The following is a 21634-nucleotide window of genomic DNA, read 5'->3' as shown; positions in this document are numbered from 1 at the left end:
CTCACAGCACCCGGTCGGCGATGATGTTCTTCTGAATCTCCGAGGTCCCCTCGTATATCTTCGTGATGCGAGCGTCGCGGTAGAACCGCTCTGCGGGGTGGTCGGTGACGAACCCGGCGCCGCCGTGGACCTGTATCCCTTCGTCTGCGACTTCTACTGCACGCTCGCTGGCGAACAGTTTCGCCATGCTCGCGAACCGCGCGGCGGTGTCGTCGTCGCCGTTCTCCACGTGCGTCGCCGCCCGATAGACCAGCGACCGCGCCGCCTCCACGTCCGTCGCCATGTCGGCTATCTTGTGTCGAATCGCCTGATACTCGGCTATCTTCTGGCCGCCCTGTTCGCGTTCGTTCGCGTACTCCGCGGCGGCGTCGACGGCCGCCTGCGCGACGCCGACGGCCTGCGCGGCGACGCTCGTGCGCCCGTCGGCGAAGAAGTTCATCAACTGGTAGAACCCCTCGTCGACCGCCCCGATTACGTTCTCGGCGGGGACGCGCACGTCGTCTAAGACGACTTCCGCGAGGTCGGACGCGCGAATGCCGAGTTTGTTGTCTATCTTCGTCGCCGAGAAGCCGTCGGCGTCGGTGGGGACGAGAAACGCCGTGATTCCGCGGTGTCCCGCGTCCGGAGACGTCTTCGCCATCACGACGGCCACGTCGGCGACGGTGCCGTTCGTTATCCACATCTTCGTCCCGTTCAGGACGTAGTCGTCGCCATCGCGTTCCGCCCTCGTCTCGATGCCCGCCACGTTCGACCCGTGGGCCGGTTCGGAGATACACGAACACGTCGCCGCGTCGCCGGCGGCCACCTTCGGAAGCCACTCCTCGCGCATCCACTCGTCGCCGAACTTCCGAATCATCGACGTGCCGAACCCGCGGGACCCGATGGCGCTTCCGATACCGGCGTCGGCGCGCCACAGCTCCTCGGTGACGACGGCTTCGGTCAGCATATCCATCCCGGCGCCGCCGTACTCCTCGGGGATACCGGGGGCGACGAGGTCGTACGTCGCGGCCTTCTGCACCAGCTCGTGCGGATACTTCTTCTCCTCGTCGTGTTCGCGGGCGACCGGTCGAATCTCGTTCTCGCCGAACTCCCGCACTACGTCGCGGACCGCACGCTGTTCGTCGCTCAGTTGGAAGCTCATCTCGAACCTCCGTCTCTCGCGTCCGTCGCGTCTTCCGCGTCCGTTTCGTCTGTCGCGCCCGTCGCGTCTTCCGCATCCGCCGCGTCCGTTTCCGCGTCGGCGCTCTCGTCGCGTTCGCGCAGTTCGAACTTCTGAACCTTCCCCGTCGTCGTCCGGGGCAGTTCGTCGATGAACACGACCTCTCGGGGGTGTTTGTACGCCGCGAGGTTATCCAAGCAGTACTGCTTGACTTCGTCCGGCGTCACTCCCGAGTCGGGCACGGGGACGACGTACGCCTTCACCGTCTCGCCGCGTCGGTCGTCGGGGACGCCGACGACGGCGGCGTCCGCGACCTGCGGGTGCTCGAAGAGCAGTTCTTCGACCTCTCGGGGGTAGACGTTGTAGCCGCCGGTGACTATCATGTGCTTCGCGCGGTCGACGACGTAGTAGTAGTCGTCCGCGTCGCGGTAGCCGATGTCGCCGGTGTGGAACCACCGCTTGCCCTCCGACTCGGTGAACGCCTCCTCGTTGGCGTCGGGAAGACCGTAGTATCCCTGCATCACGTTCGGCCCGTGAATCACGAGTTCGCCCGTTATCTCGTCGAGGTCCACCTCTTCCTCGTCGACGGGTCCGCTCTCGACGGGCGGCACTTCCTCGAAGTCGGCGTCGACGATGCGGGCGTCGAGGCCGTCGAGCGGTCTCCCGATGCTCCCGGGGCGACGCTCGCCCGGACGGTTCGCGTGGGTCACCGGACTCGTCTCGGTCAGGCCGTAGCCCTCGTACAGTTCCACGTCGAACAGCGTCTCGAAGCGGTTCATCACTTCGAGCGGGAGACTGCTCCCGCCGGAGTTGGCGAACCGAATCGAGGAGGCGTCGAACTCGCCTGCGTCCTCGAAGTTCACCAGGTCGTTGAACATCGCGGGCACGCCGTGCATCACGGTCAACTGCTGGGCTTCGATAGCCGAGAGCGTCTCTTCGGCGTCCCACCGGGGAAGCGGGTAGTAGCCGCCGCCCTCGAACAGCGTCGCCAGCATCGTCACCGTCATCCCGTAGATGTGGAACAGGGGGAGGACGCCGAGGAACTTGTCGTCCGGTCGAACGCCGCCGGGGAGCAACTCGGCCGTCGCCCGCGCGTCCCACGCGAGGTTGTGGTGCGAGAGGAGGACGCCCTTCGGTTTCCCAGTCGTCCCCGAGGTGTACGGTTGGACGGCCACGTCGTCGTCCGCGCGTTCGACTATCTCGGTGCCCGCCTCGGCGAGGAACGACTCGAACGACGTCGTCCCCGCCGCCTCGTCGCCGACGCTGACGACGTGTTCGACGCTCGTCTCCTCGCGTACGGCGTCGACGAACGGAACCAGGTCGGACAACGCGACGACGACGCTCGCCTCGCTGTCGGCGAGGAGATGCGATATCTCGCGTGCCTTGTACTGCGGGTTCATCGGGACGACGATGCCGCCCGCGTGAAGCGTCCCGTGGAAGGCGACGACGAACTGCGGCAGGTTCGGCAGGTAGACGGCGACTCTGTCGCCCGGTTCGATACCGGCCTCCTGCAACCCAGCGGCGAACTGCGAGACCATCCCCCAGAACCGTTCGTAACTCCACTCCTGTCCGCGAAAGCCCACCGCCGTCGCCGTCGGATTCTCCTCGACCGCCGCCGCGACATCGCGTACCAAGTTTGTCATTGACAATCGTTCGAGACGACGGCCACCGGAGGCTAAAGTGTTCGGCACGGATTTAGCAACGCTCAGCCGAAGTGACGATACCGTTTCTACCGTTAGCTATCTCGCGAGTCGTTCAGAGTTTCGTCGACGCGAGTGCCTGTTCGGCGCGGTGCTCCGCTTGGTCGAGTCGTCGGTCGGCGGCGTCCCGCGCCTGCGCGGGGACGGCGTCGCCCACGTCCGCCAGTCGGTTCGCCGCCCGTTCGAGGTTGTCCGTCGCCGCCCGGAGCGCCCTGTCGGCACCCGGCGCGTCCTCCGCTCTCGCGCGCTCTGCGGCCCGGTCTGCGGCCGCCGCGGTGGCTTCGAGCGCCCTCGTCAGACCGCCGACGGCACCGGTGAGTTCGCCCGCGACACCGCCACCCCCGCCCGCGTCGCTCACCGTCGCTACCGTCTCTCTGGTCACGTCCGCCACGAACGACGCCAGCGACGCCTTCCCCGTCTCGGGACGGTCGATGGTCACGACCGACTCTCCGTTCGGATTGACGCGAAACGCGCCGACGGCGTCCGCCTCGTCGCGCACCTCCGTCGTGTACGCGCCGCCGCGGTGGACGTAGACGGCGTCGGACCCCTCGACGGGCGAGTCGTACAGTCGCCCGGCGAAGTCGTCCGCGACGGCGACGCGCGAGAGCGCCGCGTCGGTTCCCTCGGCGTCGACGCGGAGCTTCACGGCGTCGTCGTTGGCGACAAGCGGTATCTGTCCGTCGACGCCCGCGACGGAGACGCCCGGGGGCGACGAGGAGTCGCGGGTTGCCGTTCCGGGGTCGTCGGCCGTCGGCGTCGCCGTCGTCTCCGATTCCTCCGTCTTCGTCTCGACTTCCGTCTCGCGCGCGGCCTCTCCGTCTCCGACCCGCACTCGTTGACTGTACGGGGCCGACCCGGCGCTGTTGACCGTCAGGCGGTGGTCGCCGGTGGGAACGTCCCGCAGGAGTGCGACGCCGCCGAACGTCGGCACCGCCTCGGGGTCGCTCTCGAGGAGGACGACCGACTCGACGCTCGACTCGCGCGTCGTCAGGCCCTCGTTCTCGGGCGCGTCGTCCGTCGTGACCGCTTCAGTCACCTCGGCGACGACGGTGTTCACCGCTCCCGGCGCGCCGACGGCGTCGTAACGCTCCGCGAGTGCGGCCCGGTGCACCGGTTCGCTGATGTCCGCGACGGGGTCGTCGTACCGCTCCTGCGTCCACGGCGGGTCCGTCGTCGTTAGATGCCCGGCGATTGCGTCCTCCGCGAACCCGGGGACGGCGAACTCGAAGCTCAACTGCGGCCCGGTGAACGCCGCGACGTGTTCCACTTCGGCCGCGGGGACCAGCGAGTACGTCCCGTCCCCCTCCGGCGCGGAACGACCCTCGAAGTCGAGTACGGTTCCCGTCTCGCGCTCCGGTACGCCCGTTGGTGGCGATGCGAGCGCGTCGTACGACCGGACGGTGAGTGCGTCGGGAACCAGCGAGTCGCGAGAGACGTTCGGGAGTCGGTCGTGTTCGTACACGGGTGCGCCGTCGAGTTCGGGGACCACGAACGGGAGTCGAAAGCCCTCGTCGCGGGGGAGGCCGTACGCCGCGGGAATCTCCTTCACCGACTCGATTCCGGTGATACCCCGGTTCGTGATGTCGGCGGGTATCTGGCCGGTAGAGACCCGCTGGAAGCTCTCTCGCTCCTCGTTCAGCGAGAGCGCACTGGAGTGCGACCCCAACTCCGAGAGCACGCGGGGAACGGTGTCTCCGCTCGGGTCGAGGTGTTCGTTGTTCGGGACGCGGCGGGAGTGCGAACTCGCGACGTGCAACTGCGCGCGTTCGCGTTCGGTGTCGACGAAGACGTGGACCACCTCCCAGTCGTGCCAGTGGAAGTTCGTGGTGAACTGGTCGAACGCCGAGTAGAACCAGTACTGCACGACCGACAGCGGCGAGTCTTCGTAGGAACGGACGTTGTAGAACACCGTCGAATCGGGTCGCTCCGCCTCGTCGCCGGACGCGGCGCGTTCGGCGGTGTACCCGTCCAACGCGTCGAATCCCGAGACGACCGCTTCGCCGTCGCGTTCGGACTCGTACGGCCGCGGGTCCGTCGGGAACCACCGCTCGTTCGCGTCGAAGTAGAGCACGGGCGCGTACTCCTCGGCCAAGCGCCGCGCCTCGTCTTCCCCGGCGGGCGTCGTCGCGGCGTTCGGTTCGCTCTCGAACGCCGAGCATCCGGCGAGCGCCGTCGCGCCGGCGACGGCGACGGCCGCGAGGAATCGCCGCCGCGTCGGTCGTTCGTCGCCGTCGCTCACGCCGCGGGCCCTCCTCGCGGCATGTCTCCGGTGTCGTCTCCGCGGACACGGAACATACCCGGTGGTACGGGAACGTCCCGATAGGCCTTCTGGTCGCCGCCGACCCGACGACGCCCACTTTTGTCACTCGGTATCCAACTGCGTGGTATGCACGTCGTCGAACTCACCGAACCCGGCGTCTTCGAGCATCGAGAGCGACCGCGGCCCGACCCCGCGCCCGACGAAGTCCTCGTCGCGGTGAAACACGTCGGTATCTGCGGTTCCGACGTCCACTACTACGAACACGGCCGCATCGGCGACTACGTCGTCGAGGACCCCCTGATTCTCGGTCACGAGAGCGCCGGCGAAGTGGTCGACGTCGGGAGTGCGGTGAATGGACTCGAACCCGGCGACGAAGTCGCACTCGAACCGGGCGTTCCGTGCGGCGAGTGCGCCCGGTGTCGCGCGGGCGAGTACAACCTCTGTCCGGACGTGGAGTTCATGGCGACGCCGCCGGACGACGGCGCGTTCGCCGAGTACGTCGCGTGGGACGCCGACTTCGCCTACCGTCTCCCCGAGACGGTCTCGACGCGGGCGGGCGCGCTCTGTGAACCGCTGAGCGTCGCCCTTCACGCGACACGGCGCGCCGAAATCGGTCTCGGCGATTCGGTCCTCGTCACGGGCGCCGGACCCATCGGGATGCTCGTCAGCGAGGCCGTCCGGGCCGCCGGTGCCGGGTCCGTCCTCGTCTCGGACGTGGTGGAGTCGAAACTCGAACGCGCCGAGGCGTACGGCGCGACGGCGACGGTGAACGCCGCCGAAGAATCCCTCGAAGACGCCGTCGCCGAGTTCACGGACGGGGAGGGCGTCGACGCCGTGATAGAAGCGTCGGGTGCGCCGCCCGTTCTCGAAGCGGCGACGGACGTGGTCCGGCGCGGCGGGACGGTCCTCTGCATCGGTCTCTCCGCCGAGGACGAGATACCCATCGAGACGAACGAAATCGTCGACAAGGAACTCGATTTCCGCGGGTCGTTCCGATTCAGAAACACGTACGACGACGCCGTCTCCCTCCTCGAACGCGGGGCCGTGGACGTCGAGAAGATTATCGACTTCGAGATGCCGATGTCGAGGCTCACCGAGGCGTTCGAACGGGCGATGGAACCGGACGTGGTGAAGGGGATGGTGACCGTCGGGGAGTGAGACTCGCCGTCGGGTCGCCGAACGCCTCCGAAACCAGTCACTCTCCGTGAAATTCAATACTGATAAGCAAGAACTGGCCAGTAGCCACCGCGGTGACTCACGTGCCGACACAGACACATCCCGTCGCGTTCCTCCTCGCGCTCTTCGTAGACGTGTCTCTCTCGGTCACGATGCCGGTTTCAGTTCTGATATTCTGGCGACTCGCGCTCGGACCGCTCGGCGTCGTCGAGTCGATAATCTGCGTCGTCGTCGGACTCGTCGGCTACGTCTTCGCGCGCGGCGTCGTCCTCCCGCGCCGTCTGTTCGTCTCGCGGGGGGACCCCGACGCGCCCGAACGGCCGCCACCGCCGGAGTGATAGGGTATCACTGCTATCGTCTCGCATGGACCCGGCAGCACTCAGAGAACTCACCCCGGCGTTCGACGACGCACGCTATCTGAACACCGGCGCGAGCGGTCCCAGTCCGCGTCCGGTCGTCGAGGCGGCGCAGGCGTTTCTCGCGCGCCACGAGTACGACGCGCCCGTCGAGGAGGGGGCGTACCCGCTCGCGTTCGACACCTACGACGAGGTTCGCGCGACGGTGGCCGATTTCCTCGGCGCGCGGGAGACGGAGATTGCGCTGACGCAGAGCACCGCCGACGGCATCACTCGAATCGCGAACGCGTTCGACTGGGAGGCGGGCGACGTCGTCGTCCGCACGGACCTCGAACATCCGGCGGGCATCCTGCCGTGGTCGCGCCTCGAACGCCGCGGCTGTGAGGTCCGCGTCGTCCCCACCGAGGACGGCAGAATCGACCGCGAGGCGTACCGCGAGGCGGTCGAGGACGCGAAACTCGTCTGCTTCAGCGCGCTGACGTGGAACTACGGGACGTACCTGCCGGTCGAAGAACTCGCCGCGGAGGCGCACGACGCGGGGGCGTTCGTCCTCGTCGACGCCGTGCAGGTGCCGGGACACGCGCCGTTGGACGTGACCGAGTGGGGCGCGGACGCCGTCGTCGCCGCCGGACACAAGTGGCTCCTCGGGACGTGGGGCGCCGGTATCCTCTACGTCGAGGAGTCCGTCGCGAACGACCTCGAACCGTCGGCCGTCAGCTATCGGAGCGTCGAGGACATCGGCGCTGTCGACTACGAGTTGAAGACGGGCGCGCCGCGGTTCGAGGTGGGCACGACGAACCTCGCGCCGTACGCCGCTCTCGACGCCGCAATCGAGACCATCGAGTCCGTCGGTCTCGACGTCGTGGAGTCGCACGCGCTCGGTCTGGCGGAGCGACTCACGGACGCGGTGCCGGACGAGAGGCTTCTCAGTCCGGCGGACCCGGAGTCCGGTCTCGTGACGATGCAGGTCGACGACCCCGAAGCGACCGTCGAACGACTGAAGGCCGACTACGACATCGTCGTCAGGCCGATTCCGTCGCTCGCGGGGTCGATTCGGGCGTCGCTGCACGTCGTCAACACGGCGGAAGACGTGGACCGGTTGGTCGAGGCACTGGACGAGACGGGGTGGTGACGAGAGGGAAATCGGGCCGAAGCGCGGTCACGGGAGAGTCAGCGGGGATTCGCGGGGATTCGACTCGGGTGGGAATTCAGGCGTGTCGCGCGCGTTCCCGCACGACTTCTGCGATACCGGCGTTGGCCGAACAGTTCGGGCAGGCGTACACCTTCCCCGAGTCGTCGGCGAAGACGCGGACGAACCGGTCCGAGACGTGCCGTTCGCAGTGTTCACACGTGGGCATCGTGTCGCTCCTGTGCTGGGGTCATCTGTTGGTTCCTCGTACTGAGAGACGGTAACACACTAAAAGAGGATTTTCCGAGTTCTCACCCAAATCTGTTCAGCATCTCGGTCGAATCGGCCGACGAGGCAGCGCACCGGGTTCGCGAACCGCACTCGCCGACTACCGCCTCCGAGGGACTTTTGCTCGTGCCGGCGTATTCTGAGACATGAGTAACACCGAACTCGCGACGCTCGGCGGTGGCTGTTTCTGGTGCATCGAAGCACCGATGAAAGAACTCGTCGGCGTCGAGTCCGTCACCTCCGGTTACGCCGGTGGCCACGTCGAGAACCCGACGTACGAGGCGGTCTGTAAGGGGACGACGGGCCACGCGGAAGTCGTCCAAGTCGAGTTCGACCCCGACGAACTCTCTTTCCGCGAACTGCTCGAAGTGTTCTTCGCCCTGCACGACCCGACCACCGAGGACCGACAGGGGCCGGACGTGGGTTCGCAGTACCGTTCAGCCGTGTTCTATCACTCCGAGGATCAGAAGGAGACGGTCGAATCGCTCGTCTCCGAGATGAACGACTCCGGCGTCTACGACGACGACATCGTCACCGAAATCGCTCCGCTGGACACGTTCTACGAGGCCGAAGCGTACCACCAGGACTACTACGAGAAGAATCCGGACCAACCGTACTGCGCGGTGCAGATTCCGCCCAAGTTGGAGAAAGTGCGCGAGAAATTCGCCGGACAGGTCCGCGGTATCGACTCGTAGACGCTCTCGGTGCGGTCGACGTCGCGCAGTCTCTGCGGAGTACGGACGTCCTAACGGAACTCAATCGGCCGTTTAGCCGCGACGGAGGCCCTTATCCTCCTCTCGCCACGCCCGCGCGAACGGCGCGGGTGACGTCTCACCGCTTCGCGACGAGGTTCCGGAGTCCCGCTTCGAGACCGACGGTCGGTTCGTATCCGAGCGATTCGCGCGCCCGCGTGAGGTCCGCGACACTCGCCGGTACGTCGCCCGGTCTGGGGTCTTGGTGGACGATGTCGCTGTCGCTGCCGGTCACGTCTCGAATCGTCTCCGCGAGTTCGAGCACGCTCGTCTCCGCGCCGGTGCCGACGTGGAACGCCTCGCCGACGGCGTCGGTGGTCGCGGCCGCGAGATTCGCCCGGACGACGTCGTCGACGTAGACGAAGTCTCGGGTCTGCGTCCCGTCTCCGTCGATGGTGATGGGGTCTCCCCGTCGCGCCTGGTCGACGAAGACGTTGATGACGCCGCTGTACTGACCGCCCGCCTGACCGGGACCGTAGACGTTGAAATACCGGAGCGCGACCGTCTCGAGTCCGTAGAGGTCGTTGTACGCTCTGACGTACGAGTCCGCGGCGTACTTGTCGATGGCGTACGGCGACCGGGGCCGCGCCGGGGCGTCCTCGGTGAGCGGAACCGCGTCGGGGACGCCGTAGATAGCGCAACTCGACGCGAAGACGACGCGGGCGTCCGCTTCGCGCGCCGCTTCGAGGACGTTCAACGTCCCGCCGACGTTCACGTCGTTGCTCCGGCGGGGCTGTTCGACGCTCCGTTGGACGCTGACCTCCGCCGCCTCGTGGAACACCACGTCGGCGTCGCGGACGGCGTCTCGGACGGCGGTCTCGTCTCGAACGTCGCCTTCGAGGAGTTCGACGCCGTCGGGGAGGTTCGTCGCCGCCCCCGACGAGAGGTCGTCGAGCACTCTGACCTCGTTGTCGTCGGCGAGTGCGGCCGCGATACGACTCCCGATGAATCCCGCACCGCCGGTTACGACCACTGTCTTCGCCGTGATGTTCGCTGCGTTCATACTGAGTTGAGAGTTGCTGAGTTCACAGGTGGGTGTCGCTACGCCGGTCGTTCCGTGCCGTCGCAGAGTTGTACGTACAGTGACTCTATTCGGGGGCAAAAGTATGGCTCTCCTATACGGCGTTCTCGTCGAAATCGGGCGACATCGGTGACGGACCTCGGACGTCCGTCGGCCGTCTGCGTCGCCGCCCCGGCACGCTGTCCGCACCGGTGTGGGTCGTTATGTCGCGCTTATTGATATATCGAGCCCGCGACGACGAAGACAATGACGTACGACGTCGCCATCGTGGGGACCGGACCCGACCCAGACGACCCAGACACCGATGGCTTCGCGATGGGGTATCGACACGCTTCGGCGTACGACCGACTCGACGACTGTCGACTCGCGGCCTGCGTCGACATCATCCGCCCGAACGCCGAGGCGTTCGCCGAGTCGTGGGGACTCGACGCCGACGCCGTCTACGAAGACACGGAAGCGATGCTTCGCGAGGTTCAACCGGACATCGTCAGCGTCACCGTTCCGCCGTCGGTTCACGCCGACGTCGTCGTTCAGTGCGCCGAGACGGAGTCCGTCCAGGCGATTCACTGCGAGAAGCCGATGGCGAAGACGTGGCGTGACGCGAAACGCATGGCCGCGGCCTGCGAGGAGGCGGACGTGCAACTCACGTTCAACCACCAACGCCGGTTCGGCAAGCCGTTCCGCGAGGCGAAGCGACTGCTCGACGAGGGCACCATCGGGTCGCTCGAACGGGTCGAAGTCGGCGGGCCGAACCTCTACGACTTCGGGACGCACCTGTTCGACCTCTGCGGCTACTACACCGACCAATCGCCCCCCGAATGGGTGCTCTGCGGTGTCGACTACAGCGAGGAGAACGTCCAGTTCGGCGCGCACAACGAGAACAACGCCATCGCGCAGTGGCGGTACGAGAACGGCGTCGTCGGATTCGCCTCCACCGGCGACTACGGCGTCGTTCCCGCGCAGATTCGACTCGTCGGCGCGGAGGGCGTCGTCGACGTCTGCACCGACGACGGTCCGACGCTTCGCTACCGGAACGGGTCGACCAAGGGCTGGAAAGCGGTCGACACCAGCCCAGACGGGACTCACGGCCCGAGCGACTCGTTCCCGCGGGTCGCCGCCCAGAAGGTTCTGTCGCGCGTCCCTCTGGTCTCCGCGGACCGGTTCCGGACGCCGACGTACATCGAACGCGCCATCGAGGACGTCGTCGACGCCCTCTCCGAGGGTCGAACCTCCGAGCTAGCCGCCGAGAACGCGCTCCAGTCCACGGAACTCATCTTCGGTGCGTGGGAGTCGTCGCGTCGGCGAGAGCGAATCGACCTGCCACTCGACGCGGACGGCAACGCGCTCGAAGAGATGGTCGACTCGAACGAAGTGCTCCTCGCGAACGACGCCTGAGAGACCATCTGAGGGACGCCGACGGCGCGCGCTCCCTCCCGCGAGGAACGCCTTCCTGAGGCCAGCCACGGCGGCGGCCGCCGTCGCTGCTGTCGATTTTCCACTGCGAACGTGAGTCCTCGGTGAGTCGAACCGCCGCCGTTTCGCTCGCTCTCTCGTGTCGAGAACCCACTTTCTGTCGCCCGGGAATCACGTCTGCGGCGCTCCCGTGACCATCTGGTAAGTAAAAGACACCAGTACGAGAGAATCTATCTATCTATTATCTGTAAGTAGTGAAAACTGATAATTAAGATATTCCTGTAATTCTGGTCAACATGAGTACGAACACTCCCGACGACGAACGAGATGCGGACGGCCTCGGTCGGACCATCAAAAGTTGGTTCAGCGGTGAGACGACGAGTGGCGAGTCGCAGTCGACCTCCCGGACGGCGTCCGAACGCGGCGCGAACGCGTCCGGTGACCGCGTCGAGATCGGTCGGCGGTCGTATCTGAAGATGGTGGGCGTCGCGGCGGCGACCGCCTCGGTCGCGGGATGTACCGGGGCGGGTGACGTCGCGCGCGTCAAACCGCTCTCGACGTTCGGCTACGGCGGCGCGACGATTCTGCAGCAGACGTCGTCGGTCGACCTCTCCGTCGAAGAGGCCGAACCGAACGACGAGCAGTCGACGGCGATGGCTCTCGACCCCGGAACGCAGGTCTCCGGCACGCTCACGCACGCCGAAGTCGACTGGTACGCCGTCGACGTGGCAAAGGGACAGGAACTCGTCGTCGACTTCGAGCGTGACTCGGACTCCGGCGTAGTGGCCGTCATCATCTACGACGACGAAGGCGAGTGGAGCAACCTGCGGTATCTCGGCGCGGCCGGTCCCGTGACGATTCGCGACGGCATCGAGGAGTCCGGCACGCACTACGTGCAGGTCGTCGACGTGCAGTACGGAAGCGGCGATTACACCCTCGGCGTCGACGCGACCGGTGAGGCGACCACGACGCCGACGGCGACCGAAACTGCGACGGAGACCGCGACCGAAACTGCGACGCCGTCCCCGACGGCGACCGAAACCGCGACGCCGTCCCCGACGCCGACCGAGACAGCGACGCCGACGCCCACTCCGACTCCGACGCCGACGGACGGACAGTCGCCGTTCGGCGGCGACGCGCGGTCGATTCCCGGGCTGATCGAGGCCGAACACTTCGACGAAGGAGGCGACGGAGTCGCGTACTTCGACACGACGGCGGACGCGAAGGGCGGCGACTACCGAACCGACGAACAGGTCGACATCGAACGCACCGCGGACTCCTCGGGAACGTACAACGTCGGCTGGATGGCCGCCGACGAGTGGTTGGAGTACACCGTCGACGTCACCGGCGGGACGTACGACGTCGACCTCCGCGTCGCCTCTCCGGCGAGTGGGAAGCGCTTCCGCGTCCTTCTCGACTGGGAGGAGATCGGAACCGTCGAGGTGCCGGATACCGGCGACTGGCAGTCGTGGGAGACGGTCACGATACAGGACGTCACGCTCTCGGAGGGCGACGGACAGGTCCTCAGAATCGAAACGCCCGACGGCGACGTCAACCTCAACTGGGTGAAGTTCACGAGCAGTCAGCCGACGGTGACGCCGACTCCCACGCCGACGGAGACGGCCACGCCGACGGAGACGGCCACGCCGACGCCGACCCCCACGCCGACGGAGACGGCCACGCCGATAGACGACGACTACGGCGTGCAGGGCTACGGCGAGATGGGTTACGGCGGCGTCGAGAACTGAACAGTATCGGGCGTCTGCGGTGACGCGGTGTCTCCGCTTCTCTTCTCTCGTCTCCTGTGTCTCGAATCCGTTCGACCGACACCGACCGGTCTCCGCGCGGTCAGTCGGTTCCGATCGGACCCGACGAGACCAGTCGGTTCACGGACCGTGCGATTCGGTGCGTGGCGCGCCCGCCGATGGTCGCTGCGGCGTACGCGTAGAACTTCGGTTCCACCGGGTAGTACCGGAGCGCTCTGAGGAAGTACCGGCGGGCGACGTCGTAACTCCCACCGCTGATGGACGCCGACCCCACGCGGAAGGAGGCCCACCCGAGCATCTTTCGCTCGAAGCGCGGGCCGTACCCGGCGGCCAGGTCACGGTACTTCTCCACGAACAGTCGGTGACTCTCTAAGAGGTTCTCGTAGTCGTTCGAGATTCGGTTGTGCGCGTCGTGTTCGTAGATGACGAGCGGTTCGCGAACGGCCTCGAAGTCACATTTCGTCGACAGCGCGACGTACCACTCCAAGTCCGCCCAGCGCTTGAACCGTTCGTCGAACGGCGTCTCTTTGGCGAGGTCCGCGCGCACCATCGCCGCGGACTGCGTCCCGACGACGTTCTCCAAGAGCAGGGCCTTCGTGACGTCGCCGTCGACGCCGTCGGGGACGACCACCTCGCGGACGGCCCCGTTCATCATCCCTTTCCGGCCGACGTAGACGAGGCCGACGTCGTCGTCGGCGGCGCGGAACCGGTCGACCTGCTTTGCGAGTTTCTCCGGTTCCCACCGGTCGTCGTCGTCCAAGAACGCGACGTACGTTCCGGTCGCCGCCTCGACGCCCGTGTTTCGCGCGGCGTTCGCTCCTCGGTTCTCTCGGTGCCGAACGATCTCGAACGAACTCACGTCCGGAGAGACGTCGGCGAGAACCTCGCTCGCGGGCGTCTGCGAGCAGTCGTCGACGACGACGAGTTCGATGGGTGCGTACCGCTGTTCGGTGACCGTCTCGACGGCCGACCGGAGGTACTCCGGCCGGTTGTACGTCGTGACGACGACCGTGACCAACGGTCCGTCCGACGATGGTTCTGTGGCTCTCACGACTTCACCTCACTCGCGGGTGTCCCGAGTCTCGTCTCGTGGCGTTCGACCTAGGCATCTCGTGCGTTTGCTACACCTGTGAGTATACTGTTATATGTGCGCTTACAGCGACGAGGCGGCGGTTGCAGCGTCAGGGGGGCAGTTCGAGAGCGCCTATCAACGCATTGAGCACGCTCGGTGCCGGTTACAGTCGTACTAACGGCGACCGCTCGGCGAGCGCCCCACGACACAGTGTCACGTGGTTCGATTCGGGGACGCGCGTACAGAGCGTATACCTTTAAGCGAGAATGACCTTCTCGTATCAAACGAACCTCGCCTCCGAACGCACGAGCAGTTCGACGTCACCATTCATGGACATGGATACGAGTCTCCCGAACAGTACCGTGCGGAACAACACGCTCGCTGACCGTCCCGGCGTGTGGGGCGTCGTCGACGAACCGACTCCCCCACCGAACGCGAACGCATGACAGAAAGAGAGATTACACGTCGCGAAGCACTCGCAGCGATAGTCGCGACTGTCGTCGGTGTGGTCGGTATCGCGGTGGCGTTCTTCCTCCCGGACGACGACACCCCGCCGCGACCGGGCACCGAGACGCCCGGACCGTCGACGTCCACCGAGGGGCCGACGACCGAACCGGGCCCGGCGTACGAGGACATCCGCGATTACGGCGCCGCGGTCGACGGGAAGACGGACGACACCGGCGCGATACTGCGCGCCATCGAGGCGGCGTCGCCCGGCGGCATCGTCCAGATGCCGCCCGGAACCATCTCTATCAGCGGCATCGACACCGACGGCAAGGCGATTCGGCTCGGCCCGGAGAACGCGAACCTGACGCTCAGAGGCGCCGGTCCCGGTTCCGACGGCACCCGCCTCGTCCTCGCCGAGGGGCACGAGGGGGTCCACGGCGCGATAACCATCGAGTCGAAGCCGAACGAGAGTCTCGGAACCGTTCGCTTCGAGAACTTCGCCGTCGACGGGCAGAAGGGAAAACAGGGCGAGAACCCCGGACTGGGAATTCACACCGAGGCGGAGGGAACGTTCGTCATGCGAGACTGCCACGTCACCTCGTGGCGAAACGCCGGACTGAAACTCTCCGGCGGGATGGACGCCGACATCCGGTACTGCCGGTTCGACAACAACGGATTGCTGTCGAACGGCGGGCACGACATCTCGCCGAACCAGTCTCGCCGGCCCACGAACACGGTCATAAAGCGCGTCCTCTGCTCGAACTCCGGCGGCGTCTCCATCGACGTCGGGCAGAACAACGACGCCAACCTCCAGACCGTCCTCGTGGAACGGTGTGTACTCTTGGACAGTCGCGGGTCGCTCAAGATATCGACCGAGAACAACTCGACGACGGTCCGTCACACGCTGATGCGCGGCGACGACGGGACGACGATTCCGGTCAAAGTGAACCCGACGGACGTGAGCATCGACGACGTGACGCTCGACAACGTCCTCATCGACGGCGGTGGCTGGCCCGGCATCGACTTCCCGTGCCCCGGCCGCCTCCACCTCAACGAGGTGGCTATCAAGAACATCGACCAGAACAACCAGGAACGGGGCCGAGACCGGGGTGGAATCTACACCCGAAAGATAGACTTCGGAGACTCGGGACGCGTCTCTCTCCACAACATCGGTCAGAACGACGACAGCATCGGACTCAACATCAAGGAGGGCGGCGGGTCCATCGCGGAAGTCGTCTACGGCGGCCTCGAGGACCTCGGAATCACGGAGGGCGTGGAGATACAGAAGCGCACTCGGGGCGCGCCGCTCGAACCCGACGTCCCCTCCGAGGACGACGTCGGCCCGCGCGCGAACCGACCGGACACGCCGACGGCGACCGAAAGTCAGGGCTGACCGTCGACTCTCGCCGCCTCACTTTGTTTCATCGTTCCCCGTCTAGTAACCGGGTGGTAAGTACCTGGCCAGCAGTCGTCGCTCACTCGAAGAGCAACAGTTCAATTTCGGAGAATATCTGTAAAGAACGCTTATTCACGAATAGTTGAATTTCGAGGTATGAACGAGATACACCGAGTTCCTCGGCGCTCACCGAAGCGCGAGAGCCACCACGAAACCAACCACCCGGCGTTTTCGGCCACGAGGGGGGTCTGACGATGGTCACTGACGTCACCGACTTCGGTGCGGTTGGAGACGGGTCGACGGACGATACGAAGGCGATTCGGAACGCCGCCGACGCCGCGGGCCCCGGCGGAACGGTCTACTTCCCGAGCGGGACGTATCTCGTCGGTTCGAACAACCCGAACCCGTTCCGCTATCCGAACGACGGCAGTTGGAACGCGCTCACCTGGGAAGGGGCGGGCGCCGACTCGGTCACGATACGGATGGCGGGCGGATGGAACCGCGCGTACATGGTGTTCCGCCTGGAGAGTTCCCGACAGACCGTCTCCGACGTGACGTTCAAAGGACTCACCATCGACGGCAACAAGCAGAATCAGGGGACCGACGCCATCGGACTCTGCATCCTCACCGACGCCGCCGGTCTGTTCAAGATGCGCGACTGCGTCGTCAAGAGCGCGTACAACGCCGGTCTGAAGCTCACCGGCGACATGGACGCCGACATCCAGTACTGTACGTTCGCCAACAACGGCTACCCCTCGAACGGCGGGCACGCCATCTCGCCGAACCAGACGTCGCCGACGAACACCCAGATAAAGTGGACGCTGTGTAAGAACCAAGGCGGCGTGGACATCGACGTCGGGCAGGACACGACGGGCGTCGACTGGCAGACGGTCGTCGTCGAACGATGTGTCCTCCGCGACAGCTACCGCGGGTCGCTGAAGCTCTCGCCGGAGAACGCCACGACGACCGTTCGGAACACTCAGATGCTGGGTAACGGGAACACCCAGATGCCCGTCAAGGAGAACCCCGACACCGTCCCCGTCGGAACGCTCCTCCTCGACGACGTCCTCATCGACGGCTCCACGTGGGCCGGTATCGACCTCCCCGTCCCCGGCCAGTTGGAGATGCACGACGTCGCTATCAAGAACGTCAACGCCGACGACCACCGCGGCGGTGGGATGTTCCTCGACGGGATGGACGTGACGGGTGGGACGATTTCGATTCACAACGTCGGGTCGAACAACGACGGCGACGCGGTCACCTTCTCGGACTCCTCGGGGTCGATAGAGAAGGTCATCTACGGCGGAACCAGTTCGCCGTCGAGTTGGTCCGACGCCGGTATCGTCAAACAGGCCAGCGCCGGGACGCCGCTCCAACCCGACGTCGCCCTCGAAGACGCCGTCGGCCCGCGCTCGGGCGGCGGGACGGACGCCGGCTCAGGAACCACGACGGACCCCGCGAAGTACGGCGGCTACAACACGCCGGAACCCGGAACGGTGGACTGGCACGTCCCGCTGAACGAGAACTTCGAGAAGATGGAAGCCGACGTGCTGGAACTGGTCGAGCGCATCCAGGCGCTCGAACAGAATCACTGAAGAGGGGACGCGACCCGCCACCGCCGAGCGCGTCTGTCTTCTCGCGTTAGAGCTTGTAGCCGAGGTCTTTGAGGTTCTGTTCGACTTCGCTCATGTCGACGTGGTCCGACGACACCGGCGGGTCCGCCGTTATCTTCCGCCGCGGACCGTTCGAGACGACGTGCCACGGCACCGTGGTCAGCTTGTCGGTGAAGATTCCCGGCGGGTGTCCGACCCATCGGACCGGGAACGGCGTCAGACGGTCGCCGAGCATCTCGCCGTGGTCGGAGCTGATGACGGTCTTTCCGTCCAGTTCTTCCACGAGCGTCTGGACGTGCTCTAAGACGTACCGGAGGTTGTCTCGGTACGCTCGCCGCACGTCCGCGTAGCTCACGTCGCTGGCCCGAATCGTCTCTCGGAGTCCAGTCTTGTCGAGTTTGAACGCGTCGTTCTCCGCGTTGAGGTACGGGTAGTGCGGCTGCATGTAGTGGATGAGAAGCCGTTTCTCCGGATACTCGTCTTTTAGGTCGAGTACCGCCTGCGTGACGGCTTCCGGACTCGGGACGAACCCGTCCGCGACGTCTCGCTCGACGTCGTGGTAGGCGTGCAGTTCGCAGTTCAACTCGTCCTGTAACTGGAGGTACCAGCGGTTCCCCGAGATGTAGACGACGTCGTGGAGCGTCTTGTCCTGAAAGTTTCCGCGGACGAACTGCTTGCTCGCGCTCCCCCGAGATTCGCGCACCTCCGGTGTCCCGGCGAACGGCGTCATCTCCGCGTAGATGTCCGCTCGGCACGCGTCGAGGAGGATGAGGTTGTCCCAGTCCTCGTCTTCGAAGACGTCCGTCCCCTGCGCGTTGTACTCGCTGTCGCGCGTGTACTCGTAGTACGCCCTGTTGGCACCGAGTCCGACGAGCGCGGGGTCGCGGAGCGTTCTTGTGAGCAGTTCCGGGTTCTCTCGGATGCGGTCCCAGAGTATCATCGGTGGTCGCCGCCCCGCTTGGTCTCCGTCCGAAGCGTCGATTCCCGAGCGAAACGCACCCGAGGCGTACTGAGAGTCATGCTGAGATACACCTACTCGACCGGTAAAAGTATAGCGCGTCTATCAGCTCTCAGCGGCCGAGACGCGGACACTCGCCGGAACTCAGCGGGTGGTTAAACACTCCCTCACCGACGTCTGACTCCCGGTCCGAGCGGGGAACTCCTCGCTCTCCTCCCCCGCCTCCGTCGAACGTGTGTTCGGCGGGTCTCGGAGGCCGAAGACCGCGTCTCCTTCCGAGCGTGACCGAGCCGTCGTCCTGTTGCCTTCTCTATAACTATATGTCGTATTCGACGTATGTTGTGTCACATGGAAACTGACGTTCGGGCGTGGATCGAAGAGCTCTCTTCGGGACTCAAGGGCGGCGGTTCGAAGAAACAGGCGCTGCTGTGGTCTCTGCGCGGCGCGTTCAACGGACCGTATCTCTCGTGGACGGCCCGACACCCCATCGGGACGAACGTCTACGAGCGAGACTGGGACCTCCTCATCGTCCTCGACGCGTGCCGTCTCGACGCTCTCCGCGAAGTCGCCCCGGAGTACGACTACATCCAGTCCGTCGACTCCATCTGGTCCGTCGGGAGTGCGTCGCACGAGTGGATCTGTAAGACGTTCACGAACGAGTACCGCTCCGAGATAGAGCAGACGTCGCTCATCACGACCAACCCGTTCGTCCCGCAGACGTTCGACGACCGCGTGTTCCCGCCGAAGGCCTACGCCATCCCGGTGATGTGGCCGCAGTGGGACGTCGTCGAGAAGTCGACGTTCCAGAATCTCCTGCAGATTCACAAACACGACTACGAGGAGTACTTCAGCGCGCCGCCGCCGGAGATCGTCACCGACCACGCCATCAAGATGGCCCGGGAGGACCCCTCCGAGCGGATGGTCCTGCACTACTTCCAGCCACACACGCCGTACATCTCGCACGCGCACCGCGAGAAGCGTCCCATCACGGACCTCGAAGACGACCCGTGGGCCGCGATGCAGAACGGCACGGCGACCAAAGAGGAGGCGTGGGAACTCTACATGGACAACTTGCGCTTCGTCTTGGACAACATCCGAACCCTCCTGCGGAACATCGACGCCGAGAAGGTCGTCATCACGGCGGACCACGGCGACCTGTTCGGCGAGATGGGCGCGTACGGTCACCCCGAAGGGTTCGTCCACCCCGACCTGAAGCGGGTCCCGTGGGCCATCGCCTCCGGCACTGACACCGGCGAGCGACAACCCGACGTCGAGACGTCGAGACAGACCGACGGCGACCACGACGTCGAAGACCGGTTGGAGAAACTCGGCTACCTCTGACCCGGTCGAACGGCGACACGAAGAGAAGAGAACGGAAGACGACGGGCAAGACCCGAGACGACGAGAAGAGAACGGAGGTAACGCGGACGACGGAGACGACGCGGCCGAGATTTTCTACGAGAAACCGAACGAGTCCGAGACCGGTCAGTCTATGACCGGTCAGTCCATGACGTATCCGAGGTCCGAGAGCTGTTTCTTCATCGCGCTCGACATCTCCCGTTTCTGGCTGTTGCGCCGTCCCGTCCCGAGACGCTCGGAGAACGTCTCGAAGAACTCGCGATGGTCGTCCGCGACGGCGGGGTACTCCGCGGACACGTCGGTGTCCTCGTCGGAGAGTCGGTACAGTTCGTCGCCCCGGTCTCCGCGAAGCCACTTGTAGTCGTCACTGCGGACGGCGTGCAGGAGTCCCGACTGGAACCGGCTTACGTCCGCGTTCGGGTTGTGCTTCGTTATCTGTTGTACCGCCGTCTCGTACGTCTCGTTGCCGCGTTGGCTGAGCGCGTACGTCCGTTCCTCTGTTCGCGGGTCGATGCCCTGCAGTTCGCTCAGCATCGAGTCGGGCGCGCCCGCCTCAGCGAGGAGCATCTCCATCACGTCGGTGTGTTGGACGAGTGCGTCGTCCGCGACGTCGGTGGCCGACGGGAGTCCGTGGACGACGGTGGGGACGTTGACGAGTCCGTCGTGCAGCGAGAACTGGTGGCCGAGGACGCCGTGTTCGCCCAACAGGTCGCCGTGGTCGCCGGTGACGACGAAGATGGTCGGCCCGGCGTCCAGCGACTGGATGTGGTCGTACAGGTCGCCGACCTGCTGGTCGGCGTACGCGAGGACGCCGTCGTACATCGCGTCTATCGCCTCTTTCTCCTCGGGCGCGAACTCACAGCCGTTCGCTATCTCGCGGTAGTAGTTTGTGCTCTTCTCGAACGCGACTTCCACTGCCTCTTCGGTCGACAGTTCGATGTCGTCGGTGAAGGCGTCGCGGTACGGAAGCGGCGGGATGTACGGCAGGTGTGCGCCCTGCGTGTGGACGAACATGAAGAAGGGGTCGTCGGACTCGCTGTACGAACTGATCCGGCGTTTCGCCAACTCCGTCGCGATGAACTCGGGGCGGTGACGGGAGGGCGTCGTGGTGTATCCCGCGGAGTGCTTTCGCAGGCCCAGGAGGTACTTCGCGAGTATCTTGGGTCCGGCGGTCTGGAGGAGGTTCGACTTGTCCATCCACGTGAACTCGTCGAACCCGCGAGACAGTCCCGTCGAGTCGCTGCAGTAGGCGTTCTGCGAGAGGGCGGCCGTCCGGTACCCCAACTCGGAGAACCGCTCTGGAATCGTCGTGATGTCCTCGGGGAGGACGTCGTTCCAGAGTCCGGTCCCGTGGTGCGACGGGTAGGTACCCGTCAGTATCGACGAGTCCGACGGCAGCGACCACATCGCGTGCGACACGCAGTTGGTGAACGCCTGTCCGTCAGATTCGTCCGCGATACGCTGCATCTCCGGCGTCGTGTTCCGTCGGTACCCCGCCATCGACGTCCGGTCCGCCCGAACGCTGTCGAGGGTCAACCAGACGATGTTGGGCCGTCTGTCCGTAGTCATTGCTCTACTCCGTGGACGAACCCGACGAGTTTAATTTTACAGCTCATAAACCTGTTCTCGAACGTAAGCGACCCCATAAACCGACGACTCCTGCGGGCCGTTCGGCGGGGTACTCGACCCGCCGCTTCGGTCCGCCGACCCGTCGAGCGTCCGTCTTCCGAAGCGCTCGGGCGATTCGATGGGTGCCGATTCGGTACACC

The 21634-nt window shown here is 65.6% G+C and carries 17 protein-coding genes; 9 read left to right on the top strand and 8 right to left on the bottom strand.

Annotated elements, in window-relative coordinates; all coding sequences use genetic code 11:
- Position 1: 1 nt before the first annotated feature.
- The 3 genes from BM282_RS16450 to BM282_RS16440 all read right to left on the bottom strand — a co-directional run bounded on the left by BM282_RS16450 (position 2) and on the right by BM282_RS16440 (position 5098).
- The gene (locus BM282_RS16450) at positions 2–1141 is read right to left on the bottom strand and encodes an acyl-CoA dehydrogenase family protein (protein ID WP_089883057.1); all 1140 of its coding nucleotides are present in this window, start codon (positions 1139–1141) and stop codon (positions 2–4) included.
- Positions 1138–2802 carry a long-chain-fatty-acid--CoA ligase gene (locus BM282_RS16445; RefSeq protein ID WP_089883055.1) on the bottom strand — a complete coding sequence of 555 codons (1665 nt, stop codon included), beginning with the start codon at positions 2800–2802 and terminating at the stop codon, positions 1138–1140. Before BM282_RS16445 ends, BM282_RS16450 begins: the two co-directional genes overlap by 4 nt.
- A gap of 112 nt (positions 2803–2914) precedes the next feature.
- A complete protein-coding gene (locus tag BM282_RS16440; RefSeq protein WP_089883053.1) occupies positions 2915–5098 on the bottom strand; it encodes a hypothetical protein in 2184 nt (727 codons plus the stop codon).
- 147 nt (positions 5099–5245) lie between these two features.
- On the opposite strand from BM282_RS16440, the gene BM282_RS16435 reads away from it, so the two are divergent.
- The 3 genes from BM282_RS16435 (at position 5246) to BM282_RS16425 (ending at position 7783) form a co-directional block, all read left to right on the top strand.
- Positions 5246–6277 carry an NAD(P)-dependent alcohol dehydrogenase gene (locus BM282_RS16435; protein WP_089883051.1) on the top strand — a complete coding sequence of 344 codons (1032 nt, stop codon included), beginning with the start codon at positions 5246–5248 and terminating at the stop codon, positions 6275–6277.
- 101 nt (positions 6278–6378) lie between these two features.
- A complete protein-coding gene (locus tag BM282_RS16430; RefSeq protein WP_089883184.1) occupies positions 6379–6633 on the top strand; it encodes a hypothetical protein in 255 nt (84 codons plus the stop codon).
- A gap of 25 nt (positions 6634–6658) precedes the next feature.
- On the top strand, positions 6659–7783 hold the full coding sequence (locus tag BM282_RS16425; RefSeq protein WP_089883049.1) for an aminotransferase class V-fold PLP-dependent enzyme: 1125 nt from the start codon (positions 6659–6661) through the stop codon (positions 7781–7783).
- A gap of 76 nt (positions 7784–7859) precedes the next feature.
- Here BM282_RS16425 and BM282_RS18700 read toward each other — a convergent pair whose 3' ends face one another.
- Positions 7860–8009, bottom strand: a complete 150-nt coding sequence (locus tag BM282_RS18700) for a DUF7563 family protein (protein ID WP_175501602.1) — start codon at positions 8007–8009, stop codon at positions 7860–7862.
- A 205-nt stretch (positions 8010–8214) separates the two neighbouring features.
- Between BM282_RS18700 and msrA the strand changes: the two genes are divergently transcribed.
- Positions 8215–8763, top strand: a complete 549-nt coding sequence (msrA, locus tag BM282_RS16420) for a peptide-methionine (S)-S-oxide reductase MsrA (RefSeq protein WP_089883047.1) — start codon at positions 8215–8217, stop codon at positions 8761–8763.
- A 136-nt stretch (positions 8764–8899) separates the two neighbouring features.
- Here the strand turns inward: msrA and BM282_RS16415 are convergent, their stop codons facing one another.
- The gene (locus BM282_RS16415) at positions 8900–9823 is read right to left on the bottom strand and encodes an NAD-dependent epimerase/dehydratase family protein (RefSeq protein ID WP_089883045.1); all 924 of its coding nucleotides are present in this window, start codon (positions 9821–9823) and stop codon (positions 8900–8902) included.
- A 264-nt stretch (positions 9824–10087) separates the two neighbouring features.
- Here BM282_RS16415 and BM282_RS16410 point away from each other — a divergent pair, with 264 nt between their 5' ends.
- On the top strand, positions 10088–11236 hold the full coding sequence (locus BM282_RS16410; protein WP_089883043.1) for a Gfo/Idh/MocA family protein: 1149 nt from the start codon (positions 10088–10090) through the stop codon (positions 11234–11236).
- 314 nt (positions 11237–11550) lie between these two features.
- Positions 11551–13002, top strand: coding sequence for a carbohydrate-binding domain-containing protein (locus BM282_RS16405; RefSeq protein ID WP_089883041.1), 1452 nt, complete (start codon positions 11551–11553; stop codon positions 13000–13002).
- A gap of 100 nt (positions 13003–13102) precedes the next feature.
- Here BM282_RS16405 and BM282_RS16400 read toward each other — a convergent pair whose 3' ends face one another.
- Positions 13103–14071, bottom strand: coding sequence for a glycosyltransferase family 2 protein (locus BM282_RS16400; RefSeq protein WP_089883039.1), 969 nt, complete (start codon positions 14069–14071; stop codon positions 13103–13105).
- Positions 14072–14534: 463 nt separating this feature from the next.
- On the opposite strand from BM282_RS16400, the gene BM282_RS16390 reads away from it, so the two are divergent.
- Entirely contained in the window at positions 14535–15932 is a 1398-nt protein-coding gene (locus BM282_RS16390; protein ID WP_089883034.1) for a right-handed parallel beta-helix repeat-containing protein, read from the top strand.
- 257 nt (positions 15933–16189) lie between these two features.
- Positions 16190–17530: a glycosyl hydrolase family 28-related protein gene (locus BM282_RS18975; protein ID WP_089883032.1), complete on the top strand. Its 1341-nt coding sequence runs from the start codon at positions 16190–16192 to the stop codon at positions 17528–17530.
- A 46-nt stretch (positions 17531–17576) separates the two neighbouring features.
- Here BM282_RS18975 and BM282_RS16380 read toward each other — a convergent pair whose 3' ends face one another.
- Positions 17577–18488 (bottom strand): hypothetical protein, encoded by a 912-nt coding sequence (locus BM282_RS16380; protein WP_089883031.1) that lies wholly within the window; start codon positions 18486–18488, stop codon positions 17577–17579.
- Between the two features lie 366 nt (positions 18489–18854).
- Between BM282_RS16380 and BM282_RS16375 the strand changes: the two genes are divergently transcribed.
- Entirely contained in the window at positions 18855–19847 is a 993-nt protein-coding gene (locus tag BM282_RS16375; RefSeq protein ID WP_089883029.1) for a hypothetical protein, read from the top strand.
- A 159-nt stretch (positions 19848–20006) separates the two neighbouring features.
- On the opposite strand, the gene BM282_RS16370 is transcribed toward BM282_RS16375, so the two are convergent.
- Positions 20007–21434: a sulfatase gene (locus BM282_RS16370; RefSeq protein ID WP_089883027.1), complete on the bottom strand. Its 1428-nt coding sequence runs from the start codon at positions 21432–21434 to the stop codon at positions 20007–20009.
- Positions 21435–21634: the final 200 nt, after the last annotated feature.

This window comes from Halogeometricum limi (assembly GCF_900115785.1).
Lineage (GTDB): Archaea > Halobacteriota > Halobacteria > Halobacteriales > Haloferacaceae > Halogeometricum > Halogeometricum limi.
Note: the sequence above shows the minus strand (reverse complement) of the source record. Positions and strands in the feature narration are given on the sequence as shown.

Coding starts and splice junctions, on each gene's coding strand:
- BM282_RS16415 (WP_089883045.1), bottom strand. CDS start 9,823: ATGAACGCAGCGAACATCACGGCGAAGACAGTGGTCGTAACCGGCGGT.
- BM282_RS16425 (WP_089883049.1), top strand. CDS start 6,659: ATGGACCCGGCAGCACTCAGAGAACTCACCCCGGCGTTCGACGACGCA.
- BM282_RS16370 (WP_089883027.1), bottom strand. CDS start 21,434: ATGACTACGGACAGACGGCCCAACATCGTCTGGTTGACCCTCGACAGC.
- msrA (WP_089883047.1), top strand. CDS start 8,215: ATGAGTAACACCGAACTCGCGACGCTCGGCGGTGGCTGTTTCTGGTGC.
- BM282_RS16435 (WP_089883051.1), top strand. CDS start 5,246: ATGCACGTCGTCGAACTCACCGAACCCGGCGTCTTCGAGCATCGAGAG.
- BM282_RS16405 (WP_089883041.1), top strand. CDS start 11,551: ATGAGTACGAACACTCCCGACGACGAACGAGATGCGGACGGCCTCGGT.
- BM282_RS18975 (WP_089883032.1), top strand. CDS start 16,190: ATGGTCACTGACGTCACCGACTTCGGTGCGGTTGGAGACGGGTCGACG.
- BM282_RS16390 (WP_089883034.1), top strand. CDS start 14,535: ATGACAGAAAGAGAGATTACACGTCGCGAAGCACTCGCAGCGATAGTC.
- BM282_RS18700 (WP_175501602.1), bottom strand. CDS start 8,009: ATGCCCACGTGTGAACACTGCGAACGGCACGTCTCGGACCGGTTCGTC.
- BM282_RS16445 (WP_089883055.1), bottom strand. CDS start 2,802: ATGACAAACTTGGTACGCGATGTCGCGGCGGCGGTCGAGGAGAATCCG.
- BM282_RS16380 (WP_089883031.1), bottom strand. CDS start 18,488: ATGATACTCTGGGACCGCATCCGAGAGAACCCGGAACTGCTCACAAGA.
- BM282_RS16410 (WP_089883043.1), top strand. CDS start 10,088: ATGACGTACGACGTCGCCATCGTGGGGACCGGACCCGACCCAGACGAC.
- BM282_RS16375 (WP_089883029.1), top strand. CDS start 18,855: ATGGAAACTGACGTTCGGGCGTGGATCGAAGAGCTCTCTTCGGGACTC.
- BM282_RS16450 (WP_089883057.1), bottom strand. CDS start 1,141: ATGAGCTTCCAACTGAGCGACGAACAGCGTGCGGTCCGCGACGTAGTG.